This window comes from Loigolactobacillus bifermentans DSM 20003, from assembly GCF_001434575.1.
Classification (GTDB): Bacteria; Bacillota; Bacilli; order Lactobacillales; family Lactobacillaceae; genus Loigolactobacillus; species Loigolactobacillus bifermentans.
The window spans coordinates 1-16125 of sequence record NZ_AZDA01000065.1; the positions used below are offsets into that span (position 1 = coordinate 1).

Here is a 16125-nt window from a genome sequence, read left to right on the forward strand (position 1 = left end):
ACGCCGAGAGTAGTTGGGGGAGCACCCCCTGCGAGGGTAGGAAGTTGCCACGCAACTATTGACAGATTCGTCTTTGACGGGTCTGTTTTTTTATGCGCAAAAGTTGAATTTAGTAGCAATCAGGCCTATGATAGATGCGAACGCGTCGGTAGTGTAATGGATAGCACGCGAGATTTCGGTCCTTGCGATCGGGGTTCGATTCCCCGCTGACGCATCAGTTTCATGACGCAATCACAGCTGGTAGCTGTGATTTTTTTATCTATTGAGAGGATTGTGTAGCATATAGGTTTTAGAACTAACCCATTATAGGCGATTCGTATGGTCGATAAGGTTGACCAACGCTAATGTAATCGTTAGAATTGCATTAAAAGATGATTCATAACATAACGTGCTGTGATGAGAAGAGTAATGGTGGGATTAATGAACAGCGAGCCTGGAACGGTGAAAAAGGGCCTTTAGTCAACCATGAAGATGAGCTCGGAGCATACTTTTAGGTTCACGCTTAAAAGTCGCCTGACTGGCGATAACCCGTCGCACTGTTAAAAAATGCAGTGAATAAGGTATGACATGTCAGTGTCATATAAATAAGGTGGTACCACGAGTCAATTCGTCCTTTGTTTTGCGATAGCAGAACGAAGGACTTTTTTATTAGGTGGCATGATGAGATCAGAAATGGGGCAGAAAAATGAGTTTAGTTGATAAGTTTAATGAGAAAACAGTATTTTCGTTTGAGGTCTTTCCACCTCGTTCGACAACTTCGGCCGAGAAATTATATCAAACGTTAACAGATTTACAAGCAATCCAGCCAGATTTTATTTCAGTGACATTAGGGGCAGGCGGTACAGATCGGTATAACGATACGGTTGGGATTGCGGATCGCATTCAAAATCAGTTACATATTCCAGCGATTGCTCATATTCCAGGGCTATATCTGAATGAACAGGATGTCTTAAGTTTATTAAGCGAATTGGCAGCCCATGGCATTCATCATGTTTTAGCACTGCGCGGCGATGCGATTCCTGGGAAAACACCACAAGGCGTTTTCCAGCATGCGGATCAGTTGATTCAGTTTATCAAAGCAAATAGTGATTTTGAAGTGTTAGGGGCTTGTTATCCAGATACGCATAAGGATGCACCGGATGCGTTACATGATATTCAAAACTTGAAGCATAAAGTTGATTTAGGTGCGGATCATTTGATCTCACAGCTTTTCTTTGAAAATCAACATTTTTATAACTTTAGAGAAAAAGCTTTGTTAGCAGGCGTTGATGTGCCCATTGAAGCCGGGATCATGCCAGTTACCAATAAGAAACAGATTGAACGGATTGCAGCAGTTGCAGGCGTACCGTTGCCAACCAAATTTGCGCGGATGTTGGCGCGTTATGAAAATAATCCTGAAGCTTTACGTGATGCAGGTATTGCTTATGCCATTGATCAAATTGCGGACTTAGTGGCGCAAGGGGTGGATGGGGTGCACTTGTATACCATGAATAACAGTGAGATTGCGAATCGCATCTGGTCTGCAACAGCATCATTATTTGCGGCATCGCATAAACCAGCCACTATAAAATGATTTTTCAGAAAACTCAATAAGGTGTAAAATACCAGTAGCACTTAAATCCAAGTATCGGAGGCATTCATGTGTTCACGCGGATTAAACACGTTATGAGTCGTCAACGAGCGCCTTGGGAAAAGGCGCTTTTTGTTTTGTGGTTTGGCTGTTTTATGGTTGGGATTGCGTTTAGTGAGATTATGCCGTTTCTATCGTTATATGTCGATACGTTGGGCAAATTTTCAAAGGCACAATTAAATCTTTACAGTGGATTAACATTTTCAGCCACTTATTTAGTTGCTGCCATTGCATCACCGATTTGGGGACGTTTGGCGGATCAAAAAGGACGTAAGTTGATGTTACTCCGGGCATCACTTGGGATGGCGTTTGTATTTGGGTTAATGGGGGTTGTGACCAACGTGTGGCAGTTAATCGCCCTACGTTTTACCCAAGGTATTTTTTCAGGGTATATTAGCAATGCAAATGCTTTAATGGCTACGGAAGCACCTAAAGAAAAAAGTGGGCAGGCATTAGGCACCTTGGTCACAGGAATTGTGACAGGGAACTTATTAGGCCCGCTGCTAGGTGGCGTGTTGGCCGATATGTTTGGGTATCGGATCACCTTTATCATCACGGGTTTTATTTTACTCAGTGTCTTCTTTTTAACCTTCTTCTTAGTTCATGAAGATTTTAAACCAGTTGCGAAAAAGGCCATGTTATCAACGCCAGCCGTGATCAAGAAACTTTTGCGGCCACAATTGGTAGTGGGCATGTTTGTCACCACACTGATTATTCAAATTTCTAATAACTCGATCAATCCAATATTATCGCTTTATGTGCGTGAAATCATGCATCATCATGGCAATATTGCATTGATCAGTGGGTTAGTGGCCTCGATTCCTGGGGTTGCAAATGTGATTGCCGCGCCGCGCTTAGGTCGATTAGGTGACCGAATTGGGACCGATCGCGTCTTACTGATTGGCATGGCGTTTGCGATTTTGGTGTATATTCCAATGGCATTTGTCACGAATGTTTGGCAGTTAGTCGGATTGCGACTATTAGTTGGCATATCTGATGCAGCGATGTTACCTGCTGTCCAGACGTTGTTAGCCAAAAACTCACCGGCAGCGGTCACTGGTCGGGTATTTAGTTGGAATCAGTCTTTCCAAAATGTCGGCATGTTTTTAGGGCCGATGCTAGGATCTGTGATTTCAGGGGGATTTGACTATGGTGGTGTGTTCATTTCCACTTCAATTCTGGTGGTGGTCAACATCATTTGGGTCGGGTTCAATACAGCGCCATTACGCGCTGAACGACGTCAGAATTAAGTTGGTGGCAATTCACACCTGATTCGGGTAGACTAGAGAAGGATTCAATTAAACCCTAGAAAGTAGGTTTTGAAATGGAAAAATTAGCAAAAAGTACGCTGGCTGAATTAAAGACAACCGTTCAGTCAGGTCAATATATGTTGTTCTTTACGGCAGATTGGTGCCCAGATTGCCGCTTTATCAAGCCTGCCATGCCTGAAATTGAAGCAGAATTTCCAAATTATACCTTTTTATTAGTTGATCGTGATGAAAATATCGATTTGGCACAAGAATTAGATATTTTTGGGATTCCAAGTTTTGTGGCTTTTGCGGATGGTGAAGAAACAGGGCGTTTTGTGAATAAAGATCGCAAAACCAAAGCAGAAGTTGAGAAATTCATCAAAGGGTTGCCGGTGAGTGCGGCCTAATCAGCAAAGAGACCGAATTGGCCTCTTTTTTTTGGTGAAATTTAGGTATTCGCGGCAAACCAAGGTATACTAGAGGGAGCGAAAATAAAAGGGGGCCAGTGCGCCGTGTATTATTTTTTAAACGACAATATGCAAGCTCAAAAATCAGGAATCGAACATGCGGAGATCAAGCGCTTACAACTTTTTAAACATTTTAAGGTGCCCGCTCAAATCGTAACGCGTCAATTTGCATTGGACCTTCATCAGGTGATGGCACAGGCCAAGATCGCTGATGCAGAGCTGGTGAATTTGTTCGATTTCTTCACTGGGGCCCGTCAGGCTAATGTGACGCCTCAGCGCTTAAAAGACTTAAAATTAACGAAGGATCATCGTCTTGTGGCGGATGATAAACAAACAGTTGCTGTTATGGCACAAGGTCAGCGGCGTGCAACTGTTACGTTGCGTCACGTGAAGCATCAGACGCTTGATCATATTCAATATTTTGAACCGAATGGTCAAACCACGAAGATGGTCTGGTATGACACGCGTGGTTTTCTCAGCTTGGAGCAATACTTTGACTGGGGTGGCAAAATCGTGCGGGAGCAATATTTGGGACCAGACCATCAAGTTCATTTAGTGCGGTTGCGCTATTTGAATCGCCAAAATGAAGAATGTGAAAGTTGGCGTTTATTGCATTATCAAGGCCATGACTATGAATTTGCTGGCTTTAATGAATTAACCCGCTTTTTCTTAGATGAATTAAATCGACGTACAGCAGGGCAGCATGTGATGATTTGTGACCGCACCGTTGAGTACGGTTGGGCATTATTTAATATGCGAACACGGGTGTTTAAGGTGCTGCATTTGCACAATGATCATGTGAACGATCCAAGTGATATGTTGCATTCTAGTTTCAATTCAAATTATGCCCATGCGCTGAACAATCTGGATCAGTGGCAGGCCGTGGTTGCGGCGACACCGCAACAAACCCAAGATATGATTGATCGGTTTGGGACAACCCCGCCTGAGTACACCATTCCAGTTGGAATCGTGTCTGATGCGACTTTAACAGCGCGGCATCAAGACTGGGATGCACGCGAATCACAGTTGATCGTCCAAGTGGCGCGCTTAGCACCTGAAAAGCAACCAGACCAAGCAGTGAAGGCCTTTCAAATTGTTCATGAACGGTATCCGCAAGCGCATTTAGAGTTTTGGGGCTACAGTAATGGCGATACGGAAACGCAGTTGCGGCAGCAGGTGGCAGCTGCTGGTTTGCAGGATTTCGTGTTATTTAAAGGCTATACGGAAGATGTGAATCAGGTTTATAATCGGGCGCAGATCGGTATTTTACCAAGTCGTGCCGAAGGTTTTTCGTTGATGTTGTTGGAGGCCCAGGCCCACGGGTTACCGATGATCGCCAATGATATTAAGTACGGCCCAGCAGCCATTATTCAGGATGGTAAAACGGGAATCTTAACGCAGAATGATGATATTCAGGGCTTGGCCCAGGCCATGATCGACTTATTGAGTAACCCTGCCCAGCTGCGTAACTTTAGTGAAGCGGCTTATGAGAGTAGTGAACGTTACTCAGAAGCCGCTGTGATGACGCAATGGCAAGGGCTGATCCAACAAGCCCAGCAATTTTATCAAGCTTCAGCGAAGGAGGGCTAGCCATGTTTTATTTTCTCAACCAATATTTATTTGAACGCAATTCAGGCGTGGAACATGCTGAAATCCAACGGATCAAGTTATTTAAGTTGAAGGGCCAGCCAGCTCAGTTGATCACGCGGGATTTTGACCGGCACTTGCACCAAACGATTTTACGCTTTGGCCTCACCGATGCCGATTTATTAAATCAGTACGATTTTTTCCAGGAAGTCGCTGATTTTGCGGATACCCGTGAATTGCGGATCGATGCACTGCCGTTTCCGGCGTCCTATCAGGTGGACGCTGATGCCAATGGTGCTCGCGTCACCAACGGCGACCGCTTAGTGGCGCAGGTGATCTATATTCCAGGCACGATTGGTCAAATTGATCAGGTTCAGTATTTTGACCCGACTGGTAATTTAGTGCAGTCAGATCTATATGATTGGCGCGGTTTTAAAACGGCGGAACAGTATTTTGGGCAAGATGGCCAGTTGATCACGGAATACTTTTTCCGGTTAGACGGAACGCGGGTTATTGAAAAGAACTACGTGAAAGACACTCAAGGGAATCCACTAAATACGCTGATCTCATTGCGAGAATACCACAATCATAATTTCGATTTTACGTCGGAAGACGATTTCTTTGCCTTTTTCTTAGATCAAGTTAATCGCAAAAATGGGTTGCACAATAGTTTTATTGCAGATCGACCAGGGATGGCCAATGCACCGTTGTTGGCTATGACGTCACCGGCCAAGTGCTACGTGTTCTTCCCGATCGCCCATGCTATTGATCCGAAAAAACAACAAACGGCGCCGTTAGATGGTTTCTATCAAGAGGCCTTAAGTCCGGTGGGGCTCACCAAGCTAAATGGTTTGATTACGATGACGGAGCAACAGCGTGATGACTTGGAGCAGCGTCTAAATGGTCAAGAGCGTGTTTATGCGATTCCAGGGAACTTTATTGCGCCGGAACAGGCCAAACGGGAGCGGGTGTTGATCAATACGCGGATGTATCATCGGTTGTTATTTGTCGGCCGCATTGGACCAGAAAAACAATTGGATCAATTGATTCATGCGTTTGAACTGGTGCACAATGGGATTCCGGATGCAACTTTGGAAATTCGCGGCTATGGCGATCCGAATACGACTGACCAATTAAAGCAGCTGGCATCAGGGCTGAATTTAGCTGATAGTGTGCAGTTTATGGATTATGAACCAGATTTAACGGCCGTTTATGACAACGCCCAAGTTTTTGCTTTAACCAGTCAGGTAGATGCAGAACCGCTGGCAATGATCGAGGCACAAATTCACGGGTTACCGTTGGTCAGCTATAATTTTAATTATGGACCGCAAACGTTGATCGATGATGGGACCAATGGTTATTTGGTCGCACCAGGCAAGGTTTTTGCCCTGGCCAACCGGATTATGGAACTTTTCCGAGATCCAACCAAATTACAAAACTTCAGTACAGCCGCTTATGCCAGCAGTCAGCGCTATTCGGCAGATGCTGTTTGGGCCAAGTGGCAGCAGTTAATTGATGAAAATCAGTAAGCTTAGGAAGACTACGTGGGAACGTGGTCTTTTTTTGCGTCCTTTTTTCAAAACTTGATAACGGTCAAGTCTTCTGTCCAACGTTCCGCCTATACTAAAGACAATCAAACAGGAAATAGAGGCTTGTGAAACAAGCTAAAATTAGCGTATTTAGATGAGGAGGAATACATGATGAAATTTGAACGTTATATTCAACAACATACCAATCAATTAACATTGGCGACTGGGTTACTGATTATCTTAGGCTTTATTAGTCAATTTAGTGGCATTGGGATTTTAAAAACGATTAGTTTTATTGTGGCATCGTTACTTGCGGCGACACCAATCGTGATCCGGGCGTATGAAGCACTGCGGGTGAAGGTAATCAGTATTGAATTGTTGGTTAGCATTGCTGTAATCGGGGCCTTTGTGATCGGTGAATTTGATGAATCCGCCATTGTCACCTTTTTGTTCTTGTTCGGCAGTTTCTTAGAAGAAAAAACATTGGCCAAAACGCGGCATTCGATTAAAGCCTTAACTGAAATGGCCCCAACCACAGCTGCTGTTTTGCAGGCAGATGGGACCACTGTTGAAACTGATGTGGATGACGTTGAAGTTGGTGATCACGTACTGGTTAAAACTGGGGCGCAGGTGCCAGTTGATGGAGTGATTGCATCAGGAGACGGCTATTTAAATGAATCCAGTGTGACCGGGGAAGCCAAGTTAGTCCATAAAGGCGCGGCTGCCGAAGTTTTCTCAGGCACAATTTTGGATAATGGTACCTTACAAATTGAAGCAACGAAAGTTGGGGATGACACCACTTTTGCGAAAATTATCGAACTGGTCGAAGAAGCGCAAGATACCAAATCAACAGCCGAAAAGTTTATTGATCGGTTTGCCACGTATTATACGCCAGCTGTTTTAGTGATCGCGTTGATCGTCGGCTTGATCAGTCGTGATTTTAAGTTGGCCATTACGGTGCTAGTCCTTGGTTGCCCAGGTGCGCTGGTGATTGGCGCACCCGTTTCAAACGTGGCCGGAATTGGGAATGGTGCTAAAAACGGTGTTTTGATCAAAGGTGGCGAAGTGGTGGACACCTTTGCCAAAGTGGATACGCTGGTTTTTGACAAAACAGGAACTTTAACAGAAGGTAAAACGGCCGTAACAGCAGTTGAAAATGAAGCTGCGGACCCACAACGCGTCCTTGCCTTAGTGGCTAAAGTTGAAAGTGCGTCAGACCATCCGTTGGCACGGGCCGTAGTGGCTTACGTGGACCAGCAACAGATTGCCTTTCAACAGTTAACGGTGACAGCTAGCAATACTATCAAAGGACAAGGCATTGCAGCCATAGTCGACCAGCAACACGTTTTAGTGGGCAATGAGAAACTGTTAGCTGCCCATCATGTCACCTTAAACGACACACAAAAGGCGACCTTGCACCAGCAACAGCAGGCTGGTAGCTCGACAGTGATCGTAGCAGTCGAGCAACAGGTTCAGTTGATTATGGGCATTGCTGACGTGATTCGGCCAGAAGTGAAAGGTGCGTTAGCCGCTTTGAAACGCCAAGGCATTCAGCATTTGGTCATGCTAACCGGTGACAACGCCTTAACGGCTCAGGATGTTGCAGATCAATTAGGTATTGAAGAAGTGCATGCCAATTTGTTGCCTGAAGAAAAGGTTGAACAGGTTAAGGCTTTACAAGCGCAAGGCCGAAAAGTAGCGTTTATTGGGGATGGGATTAACGACAGTCCTTCGATTGCCACTGCTGATATCGGCATTGCCATGGGTGGTGGCACGGATGTCGCAGTTGAAACCTCCGATATTGTGTTAATGCGGTCAAGCTTCGGGGAATTGCGCCACGCTTATGGTCTGGCTAAGAAAACGGTCGCTAATTTACGAGAAAATATTATTTTAGCGATTGGTACCGTTGTGTTCTTACTGATTGGTTTGGTATTTGGTTACATTTATATGGCCAGTGGGATGTTTGTTCATGAAGCCAGCATTTTAGTTGTTATTTTCAACGCCATGCGGTTGATCAGATTTCACACAAAATAATGTAAAAGTTGATTTGAATCAAGTTTTTTAAAAGTAAATGGTCGTACTATAAATCATGAAGAAACGATATGAAAGGAAGTTTTTAAAATGGCAAAAGCAATTATGCAATTAGACGGTTTATCCTGCCCATCATGTATGCAAAAGATCCAAGGGGCTTTGGCGCAACAAAAAGGGGTCAGTGATGTAAAAGTTTTGTTCAACGCAAGCAAAGTTAAGGCCAATTTCGATGAACAAGTGACCACTGCTGATGCCTTGGCTGAAGTGGTGGATCGTTTAGGCTATTCTGTTTTAAGTTTAAAAGTGAAGCAGCCACAATAATTGACTTGATGCGACTGTCTGTCCAAACGAACAGACAGTTTTCAAAATAGAAATGAGATTACTTGGAGGTGCCATGTGTCTTGCGGTGTGATTTGACGCCACAAGACTGGACAACCAGCGGAAATGAGACCTTTGCGATAGCAAAGATACACAAGAGCTTTTAGCTGGTGCCATATGTCTTGCGGTATAAACTGACGCCACAAGACTGGACATCCTCCGGAAATAGGATTTTTGCGAAGCAAAATAGACATTAGATCACTTAGGAGGTGCCATGCTTCCATCGTGGCAGGTTGCGCCCGAGGGAATGGACATCCTCCGGAAATAGGATTTTTGCGAAAGCAAAATGGACATTAGATTACTTAGGAGGTTTTCAAATGACAACCATCGATGAAAAATATGCAGCAGAATTAAAACAGGCCGACATTGACCATCATACACCGACAGCAGGTGCGATGACCGGCCATATTTTGGCAAATTTGCAAATCCAAGCTTTTAAGTTACAACAAGCTAAATGGTATGTGAAAGGGATTAACCGGCCAGCCTTGGTACCGGTTTTAAGCAAGTTATGGCACGCCAACTTGAATTTAGCCGATCGGTTAGGTGATTTATTACTAGACGAAGGTGAAGTTGCGCCAAGTACCAGTGATGAATTCAAGCAATATAGCATGCTAACTGAAGCAGGCCAAGACAAATACCGCTCAGCCGAAGCATTGATCAATATCACCGTTCAGGATTTCAATACTGAAAATCTATTTATTGATCGCGCCATTAAATTAGCCGAAAAAGAAGACCGGCCAGCCTTAGCAAGTTTCTTAATTGAATTACGCGGGCACAACAATCACGCCATTCGCGAATTACAATTTTATTTGGGCAATGACGCACGAACCGGCCTAGATGAAGAAGACGATGATGACGAGGATTAGCGGTAATCAAAAAGCATCTCTGGACGTTGTTCCAGGGATGCTTTTCCATACCCAATACTAAGCTAAACTGAGTTCATCGGTTAAAAGTTGTTGCGTACGGGTCATGGTATTTAAGAGATGACGTGCTTCACTGGCCCAAGTGGCTGGCGTCAAATGGTTGTTTGGTATGAGCAGTAAACGTAGTGGTAGCACCATTTCGCTTGCTAAAACGGTGGCCAAATTGTGATCAGATAAATGTTGCGCCACGATACAAGTGGTGATGTCTTGTTCGTATTTCGCCCACATTTTAAGCAAGCGGATCTCCAAGGTCTCATTTGCAGCGACCATGCTTAATAGATGCTGAACGTCAGCAAAATGCTCCTTGGTTTCTGCATTGGTGGCCAGTTCTATCACAAACGTATGATAATTGGGCCAAACATTGCCAATTGACGTTTGTTGTTGGAGTAGATGCTTAATGGCAATGAGCAGCGAGTTCTCGTCGTGGAAAACAATATCATCTTTACTTTGAAAATAAGTAAACAGTGTTTTCGGTGCAATGTTGACTTCTTGTGCAATTTGCGCAACCGTCACGTTTTCGAATCCGCGTGCTTCAAAGAATTTTAACCCTGCTGCAATAATCTCTTGGCGTTTAACCGCTTTTTTTCGTTCCCGTAATCCCATGCTGCAACCTCCTATATTGGCCTGCTTCTGTCTGATAATCAGAAAGAGACCTTACAACTAAATAGTAATCCGATTACATTTTAACGTCAAATAAAAATGAGAACAATTTCATTTTATTTAGGGAATATGAGAAATAAAAAAGTTTCGCTTGCTTTTTAACGGTCTGCTTCAATTGTCACTGTAGCTGGAACGGCGGCGATACCAGCTGAAAAAACGGCTGGCAATGATTTTTAAAATGGCAAAGCCAGGCACGCCGAAAATCAACCCCACTAAGCCGAAAAGCTTACCAGCAGTTAAGAGGACGAATACAATGGTGACGGGATGCAAGGCCAGGCTATTGCTCATAATGATCGGTGACAGAATTTGCGTTTCAATGAACCATTCAATGAGAAAGACACCGCCAACTGCAAGCAGCATGCGTGTCGAGGTCAAGCCACCAACGGTTAATGCAGGGATCAAGGCCAGCGTTGAGCCAAAGTAAGGAATCAGGTTTAGCGGCCCGGCAATCAGGCCAAGAATCAGGCCAAAACGCAGGCCAATCAAACTATAGCCGAGTATAAACATTAACATGGCGCAAAAGGCCACTGTGAGTTGGCCTTGAATGTACTGCCCAATTTTATGACTGATCTCGCGCATGAGCTGCGTGACACTGGCGCGGCTTGATTTGGGTAAATAGTGGGCCAGGCGCTCTGGAAAATGTTGGCCGTCTTTCAACATGAAAAATAGCAGAATCGGGACGGTGGCCAAGGTGATGGCCGCCTTGCTAATGAAACCGACCACGTTGCTCAGCTGATTCAGGGTGTTGGCCAGTAGTTGATTACTTTTAGTGGAGAAAAAATTGGTCAGTTCTTTGGTTAAGGCTTCGCCGTCTACATAATCAGGCAGCGTTTGCTGTTGAAACCAGTGAGTGGTTAGCTTGGCCAAACGTTGCCAATAGCCTGGTAAGACGTTGATAAAACTCGTGAGCTGGTTTTCAAGTAGCGGGAGCACTTGCCATAAGCCCCAGATCAGTAGCAACAAACCGCCGATAAAAAGGCCGAAAATACTCAGCATACGTGGGATGTGCCAGCGTCGGGTCAGGCCGTTGACAATGGGAACCAGCAAGTAGTACAACACACCGGCAATCATCAATGGCGGCAGTACGATTTTAAAGAACTGCTCGACAGGGACCAGTAACCAGGTGGTTTGGCGAAGCAGCCACAGCACCGCCAGGGCTAATAGGGCATTGAGCAATAGGATACTAGTTTTGTTGTTTAAAAATAGGCGCTGAAACCAATTTTTCATAACGGCACCTGCTTTCTTTAGAAAAAAACAATCTGGTTAATCTCACTGTAGCATGAAATCGGTCTCAACGCAGTGAATATGCGGTTTAAAAAAAAGACGACGACTCAAAAAGATTTTGCAAAACCTATTGTAATTCGATATAAAATAAGTTATAATTTACTTATAATAAATAAGCGAGAGCTTAAAGACAAAGGGGCGTTTTCAATGACTGTTCAACTTTATACATCATCAAGCAATGCTTCAAGCCGCAAAGCGCGGGCATGGTTTGCCGATCACGATATTCCCTTTACGGAACGCAATATCATCGCTCAGCCATTAACACCAGACGAGGTTAAACGCTTACTACGCCTGACTGAGAATGGTTCTGAGGATATTGTTTCCACACGCGCAAAAATTTTCAAACAACTCCATTTAAACTTAGATGACATTTCAACAAGTCAATTGATTCAATTAATTTCTGAACATCCTGATTTATTAAAACGGCCGATCATGTTTGATGACAAGCGGTTGCAAGTGGGTTATAACGATGAAGAAATCCGTCGCTTCTTGCCACGTTCAACGCGTAAGTTAGAAATGATGAAAGTTCGACAACAATTAGCGATTTAAACCAGCGTCGGCATAAGCCGGCGTTTTTTGATACAACCTATTTAGATACTTTTCTAAATAGCTGTGTTATAATCTATTTAGAAATTATTCTAAATAGAAAGGCGACTTGCGTCATGGCAATGAATACCACGTTAAAAGCAATCGCTGATCCGGTGCGGCGAAAGATTCTAGAATTGCTAAAGCACCAGTCTTATTCGGCCGGTGAAATTGCCCAACAGTTTGATTTGCGGCAGGCAACGGTTTCTTATCATTTGAAACTGTTAAAACAGGCTGGTTTGATCAGCGAACGACGGGAAAAGAATTTTATTTATTACGATCTAAACGCCAGTGTTTTTGAGGAAGTGTTGCGTTGGCTCTACAGTTTAGGCGTGAAAGGGGACGATTAAGATGGCAAAACAGTTTAAGTGGGTACTGGGTGCTTCAAGTGTGTTGATCTTGGCACCGATTCTTTATGCCGTTCAGGCCTATGAGGCCCTACCAGCACAAATGGCGATTCATTTTAATTTACAAAATCAGGCTGATCAATGGGTCGCAAAGCCGCTGGCCGTTTTTGGACTTCCGATTTTTATGTTACTATTGCAATGGGTTTGTGTGGGAATCAGTCTGATTCAGCAAAAAGGGAAGCCATTGGCACCGCGTTTTGAACGGGTGGTCTACAGTTTGATCCCGATTTTAAACGTGGTGGTGTATGTCACCATGGTGTCCTTTAATCTCGGCGGGAAACCGGATATTCGCCGGATCGTACTGGTATTGATCGGGTTGGTGTTCATTGCCATTGGTAATTACTTGCCAACGATTCCAGCAACTGCCCAGAATCGCCTGCATTGGCCGAAACAACCGTCACAGCAGTTGGCGTTGCGCTTAAACCGGCGGTTAGGCCATTATTTTGTTGTCGCTGGAGTGGTGCTATTCGGCAGTCTATTTTTTAAACCCTTGGTCTCCGCGCTTTGTTTAGGTGGGTTATTAGTGGGGTTAGTGATCTTACTGGGGCGCACTGTTTTAACCACAAACTAAAAAGCCTTGCCGAAGCAAGACTTTGATTTGAACCAGGCCCTGGGCTTGGTTTTTTAATTGTCGTCGCGATTGCCGCCGAACAAAATAATTAAGCGTAGTAATTGTAAGAAGGTGGACAAGGCCGCAGCCACGTAAGTTAAAGCCGCTGCCGTGAGGACTTGGCGCACCATTGGCACTTCATCGGCACTGAGAATGCCACCGGCCGCTAAAATTGAAATGGCGCGGCGGGAGGCGTTGAATTCAACGGGTAAGGTCACCAATTGAAATAATAAGGCTAAGGAAAACGCGAAAATTCCCAAGGTGATCAAGGTGTGGTTCCAACTCAGCAACACGCCAATTAAGATCATTGGAAAGGAGATCGTTGAGCCAATGTTAGCTAAAGGTACAATAGCGGTGCGTAGCCGCATAGGCCAGTAATTGGTTTGGTCTTGAACGGCGTGCCCACATTCATGGGCTGCGACACCAATTGCTGCAACAGAGGTGGAATCAGCTGTGGCGTCAGAAAGGCTTAAAATTTTGGTTTGACCGTTGTAATTGTCAGTGAGGTCGCCACTGATCTTTTGCACGTCTACGTCATGAATGCCAGACTGTTGCAAAATAAATTGTGCGGCTTCTGTACCGCTTACGTTGCGGCGGCTTTGGACCTCGTCAAATTTTCGGAAGGTGCGGTTCACGTAACCGGACGCTGCCATGGAGATCAGTAAGCCAATGATAACTAAAAAGTAGGTTGGATCCCAGAAAAAAATATGATCAGCTCCATTCTTAGGGTTTAGTGCTAGTATCGCAAAAAAAGTTGCTTATGGCATCGGCCCTAAGCCGGATTCGCTGTTTGTGCCACACGTTCTTGGTGGGTTTTGAGAATCATTTTCGCAAACGCCTCAGCGACGTTCACGTTTTTCAACAAAGGCCCATGAGAATAGCTGCCGAAGGTGTTTTTATAACGCATGCCTTCTGCCTTGTCCTCAGGATTGTTGCCGTAGCCTTCGATCATTTTACCAAGTGGTTTTAATTTGGTCGCATCGTCAAAATAAGTGCGGCCACTATGATTTTCAAAGGCGGTTGCCGTGCCCCATTCCGTTTCAAACTTGGTGTCGCCGATCATGCGGGCATCTGCTTTAAAAACGGTGTGAAACGGTAAAATATCCAAGCCGGCAATGGTGGTCCCGTCACTGGTTTCATAGTCGCGGCCTAAAAATTGGTAACCGCCACAAATGGCCAACATGGGCTTGCCTGCTTCGATAAATGCTTGGATCGTGTCCCGAAAGCGTGGTAAGTCCGTGGCCACAACCGTTTGTTCAAAATCTTGGCCCCCACCAAAAAAGAGAAAGTCGTAATCGTTGGCGTCAAAATGAGGCGTGTCTAAACTAATATTCGTCACCTGAACGGTGTAATTTTGTTTTGCAAATAAGTAACGTAAGATTTTAACGTCGCCAGAGTCGCCGTAAGTGTTCATTAAATCTTCATAGAGATAGGCGATCTTGATGGGTTCTTGTGTCATAAGGGTCTTCCTTTACTTGAATTTCCACCCAGCATAGCATAAGTTGCCGGAATGGGCTAGTTGTTAGCCGTTTGTTTTGCAGCCCATTTGGCCACCTTTTGTTGGATCAATTGATCGGTGATGGCCTGATCAGGCTGTAATTTGCGTAAAATGGCTAAAGTGACCAGTAGCACGTCCACAAATTCTTCCTGGGTGTTTTGAGTGGTTAAGCCTTTGTAGCCACTACCGGAAGCACCTTGGCTGGAAAGTAACGCTTGGGCAGCCTCGCCGACTTCTTCCATTAATTTTAGGGTTTGCTGCGTGAGATTCTTGGGTTCTTGGTCCGCAATTTGATTGATCTGTTCTAATAATGTCATCTTGTCACCTCGCCTTATTATAGCATGCAAAGAGGCCGCATTTTCATTAGAAAACGCGGCCAGATGCCTGTAAGACAATGGGATGGTGGTGTGACAGCGTGCGATGCGGACACGCACTGTAAGTGGATTGGGCCACTTACAGGGACAGCATACCGGGAAACTGACAAAAGCGCAACTGAAACGACCGGCGCCGGATGATGTGCCAGCTGGTAGGGCTGTGGCGCGATGAGCAAGTTCGTATCTGGTTAGATGCTAGGTCAGTGTTACTGGTTAGGATTAAGGAATTTTCGAGCTGCTTTATCGAAATCAGAAGTGATCTTTTGTGTTTTGTTGAATACTGCATATTTGAAGTGGACGCTTTTTCTTTAGCCGTTTTCATAGCAATAGAACCGTGATTAGACAGGACTTTATATTCTCTAAACGTTAAAAAGCGGTCTATGCTGTCGGCAAATTCTACCATCGTGAACGTGTTTCGGCGTTCTATCAGGTCTTCAATGTAATCAAAATAGCTTGATACGTTGCGTTCAAGGGCAGTGATTTCTTTTTTGCTGAGATAATTTTTTGCGACCTGGGTATCACTTTTCAAAATACGGCCATCTGGCGAATTTTTCCATGAGGTAAGCCCCATATTGGCCTGGTTGCGATCCGCATGGTGATAGATAATTTCGGCCCCTGTTTCACCTGTAATTGCATAATGGAATTTGTTTTGCACGGTCGCATAGAAGTTTTTAGTCACCGGACTATTTTTGTCATAATCAGAACTGATTTCAGCGAAGATGTCAGTTACTTTTTGCCAAATTCTACGTTCACTAGCACGAATTGACCGAACACGTTCTAACAGTTCGCTGAAGTAATCTTTATCCAGTAGGTTACTACCTTGTTTTAAGCGGTCATCATCAAGCACAAAGCCTTTAACCTGAATTATGCATATGCATCAAATTGATTGGCCAAATTATCAGTTTTACGTAA

The 16125-nt window shown here is 44.5% G+C and carries 16 protein-coding genes, 1 tRNA gene and 1 pseudogene; 12 read left to right on the forward strand and 6 right to left on the reverse strand.

What is annotated here, in order from left to right; genetic code table 11:
• Positions 1 to 142: 142 nt before the first annotated feature.
• The 9 genes from FC07_RS08255 to FC07_RS08295 all read left to right on the forward strand — a co-directional run bounded on the left by FC07_RS08255 (position 143) and on the right by FC07_RS08295 (position 9738).
• Positions 143 to 214: transfer RNA gene (locus FC07_RS08255), tRNA-Arg, on the forward strand.
• Between the two features lie 471 nt (positions 215 to 685).
• Positions 686 to 1573, forward strand: coding sequence for a methylenetetrahydrofolate reductase [NAD(P)H] (gene metF / locus FC07_RS08260; RefSeq protein ID WP_057904649.1), 888 nt, complete (start codon positions 686 to 688; stop codon positions 1571 to 1573).
• Positions 1574 to 1641: 68 nt separating this feature from the next.
• A complete protein-coding gene (locus tag FC07_RS08265; protein ID WP_235807484.1) occupies positions 1642 to 2880 on the forward strand; it encodes a multidrug efflux MFS transporter in 1239 nt (412 codons plus the stop codon).
• 74 nt (positions 2881 to 2954) lie between these two features.
• Complete coding sequence (locus FC07_RS08270; protein ID WP_057904650.1) at positions 2955 to 3287, forward strand: thioredoxin family protein; 333 nt, start codon at positions 2955 to 2957, stop codon at positions 3285 to 3287.
• Positions 3288 to 3392: 105 nt separating this feature from the next.
• Positions 3393 to 4937 (forward strand): accessory Sec system glycosyltransferase Asp1, encoded by a 1545-nt coding sequence (gene asp1, locus FC07_RS08275; RefSeq protein ID WP_057904651.1) that lies wholly within the window; start codon positions 3393 to 3395, stop codon positions 4935 to 4937.
• A 2-nt stretch (positions 4938 to 4939) separates the two neighbouring features.
• Positions 4940 to 6463, forward strand: a complete 1524-nt coding sequence (locus tag FC07_RS08280; RefSeq protein ID WP_057904652.1) for a glycosyltransferase — start codon at positions 4940 to 4942, stop codon at positions 6461 to 6463.
• A gap of 171 nt (positions 6464 to 6634) precedes the next feature.
• Positions 6635 to 8497, forward strand: coding sequence for a heavy metal translocating P-type ATPase (locus tag FC07_RS08285; protein ID WP_057904653.1), 1863 nt, complete (start codon positions 6635 to 6637; stop codon positions 8495 to 8497).
• 87 nt (positions 8498 to 8584) lie between these two features.
• Complete coding sequence (locus FC07_RS08290; RefSeq protein WP_057904654.1) at positions 8585 to 8815, forward strand: heavy-metal-associated domain-containing protein; 231 nt, start codon at positions 8585 to 8587, stop codon at positions 8813 to 8815.
• Between the two features lie 374 nt (positions 8816 to 9189).
• Positions 9190 to 9738, forward strand: coding sequence for a ferritin-like domain-containing protein (locus tag FC07_RS08295; protein WP_057904655.1), 549 nt, complete (start codon positions 9190 to 9192; stop codon positions 9736 to 9738).
• A 57-nt stretch (positions 9739 to 9795) separates the two neighbouring features.
• On the opposite strand, the gene FC07_RS08300 is transcribed toward FC07_RS08295, so the two are convergent.
• Positions 9796 to 10398, reverse strand: coding sequence for a TetR/AcrR family transcriptional regulator (locus tag FC07_RS08300; protein WP_057904656.1), 603 nt, complete (start codon positions 10396 to 10398; stop codon positions 9796 to 9798).
• Between the two features lie 168 nt (positions 10399 to 10566).
• Entirely contained in the window at positions 10567 to 11682 is a 1116-nt protein-coding gene (locus FC07_RS08305; RefSeq protein WP_057904657.1) for an AI-2E family transporter, read from the reverse strand.
• Between the two features lie 204 nt (positions 11683 to 11886).
• Between FC07_RS08305 and spx the strand changes: the two genes are divergently transcribed.
• The 3 genes from spx to FC07_RS08320 all read left to right on the forward strand — a co-directional run bounded on the left by spx (position 11887) and on the right by FC07_RS08320 (position 13302).
• Positions 11887 to 12288, forward strand: a complete 402-nt coding sequence (gene spx, locus FC07_RS08310) for a transcriptional regulator Spx (RefSeq protein WP_057904658.1) — start codon at positions 11887 to 11889, stop codon at positions 12286 to 12288.
• Between the two features lie 113 nt (positions 12289 to 12401).
• Positions 12402 to 12674, forward strand: a complete 273-nt coding sequence (locus tag FC07_RS08315) for an autorepressor SdpR family transcription factor (protein ID WP_057904659.1) — start codon at positions 12402 to 12404, stop codon at positions 12672 to 12674.
• Position 12675: 1 nt separating this feature from the next.
• Positions 12676 to 13302 carry a DUF1648 domain-containing protein gene (locus tag FC07_RS08320; protein ID WP_057904660.1) on the forward strand — a complete coding sequence of 209 codons (627 nt, stop codon included), beginning with the start codon at positions 12676 to 12678 and terminating at the stop codon, positions 13300 to 13302.
• A gap of 53 nt (positions 13303 to 13355) precedes the next feature.
• Here the strand turns inward: FC07_RS08320 and FC07_RS08325 are convergent, their stop codons facing one another.
• The 4 genes and pseudogenes from FC07_RS08325 to rhuM form a co-directional block, all read right to left on the reverse strand.
• Positions 13356 to 14048: a zinc metallopeptidase gene (locus FC07_RS08325; RefSeq protein WP_057904661.1), complete on the reverse strand. Its 693-nt coding sequence runs from the start codon at positions 14046 to 14048 to the stop codon at positions 13356 to 13358.
• A 65-nt stretch (positions 14049 to 14113) separates the two neighbouring features.
• Positions 14114 to 14800 carry a type 1 glutamine amidotransferase gene (locus FC07_RS08330; RefSeq protein ID WP_057904662.1) on the reverse strand — a complete coding sequence of 229 codons (687 nt, stop codon included), beginning with the start codon at positions 14798 to 14800 and terminating at the stop codon, positions 14114 to 14116.
• Positions 14801 to 14856: 56 nt separating this feature from the next.
• Positions 14857 to 15156, reverse strand: a complete 300-nt coding sequence (locus tag FC07_RS08335; RefSeq protein WP_057904663.1) for a MazG-like family protein — start codon at positions 15154 to 15156, stop codon at positions 14857 to 14859.
• 263 nt (positions 15157 to 15419) lie between these two features.
• Positions 15420 to 16072, reverse strand: a pseudogene (gene rhuM / locus FC07_RS08340) (RhuM family protein); the annotation flags it as partial.
• Positions 16073 to 16125: the final 53 nt, after the last annotated feature.

What these genes read in the sequence shown, in the direction of transcription:
- metF (WP_057904649.1), top strand. Translation starts at nt 686, where the DNA reads ATGAGTTTAGTTGATAAGTTTAATGAGAAAACAGTATTTTCGTTTGAG.
- FC07_RS08270 (WP_057904650.1), top strand. Translation starts at nt 2,955, where the DNA reads ATGGAAAAATTAGCAAAAAGTACGCTGGCTGAATTAAAGACAACCGTT.
- FC07_RS08280 (WP_057904652.1), top strand. Translation starts at nt 4,940, where the DNA reads ATGTTTTATTTTCTCAACCAATATTTATTTGAACGCAATTCAGGCGTG.
- FC07_RS08285 (WP_057904653.1), top strand. Translation starts at nt 6,635, where the DNA reads ATGAAATTTGAACGTTATATTCAACAACATACCAATCAATTAACATTG.
- FC07_RS08290 (WP_057904654.1), top strand. Translation starts at nt 8,585, where the DNA reads ATGGCAAAAGCAATTATGCAATTAGACGGTTTATCCTGCCCATCATGT.
- FC07_RS08295 (WP_057904655.1), top strand. Translation starts at nt 9,190, where the DNA reads ATGACAACCATCGATGAAAAATATGCAGCAGAATTAAAACAGGCCGAC.
- FC07_RS08300 (WP_057904656.1), bottom strand. Translation starts at nt 10,398, where the DNA reads ATGGGATTACGGGAACGAAAAAAAGCGGTTAAACGCCAAGAGATTATT.
- FC07_RS08305 (WP_057904657.1), bottom strand. Translation starts at nt 11,682, where the DNA reads ATGAAAAATTGGTTTCAGCGCCTATTTTTAAACAACAAAACTAGTATC.
- spx (WP_057904658.1), top strand. Translation starts at nt 11,887, where the DNA reads ATGACTGTTCAACTTTATACATCATCAAGCAATGCTTCAAGCCGCAAA.
- FC07_RS08315 (WP_057904659.1), top strand. Translation starts at nt 12,402, where the DNA reads ATGGCAATGAATACCACGTTAAAAGCAATCGCTGATCCGGTGCGGCGA.
- FC07_RS08320 (WP_057904660.1), top strand. Translation starts at nt 12,676, where the DNA reads ATGGCAAAACAGTTTAAGTGGGTACTGGGTGCTTCAAGTGTGTTGATC.
- FC07_RS08330 (WP_057904662.1), bottom strand. Translation starts at nt 14,800, where the DNA reads ATGACACAAGAACCCATCAAGATCGCCTATCTCTATGAAGATTTAATG.
- FC07_RS08335 (WP_057904663.1), bottom strand. Translation starts at nt 15,156, where the DNA reads ATGACATTATTAGAACAGATCAATCAAATTGCGGACCAAGAACCCAAG.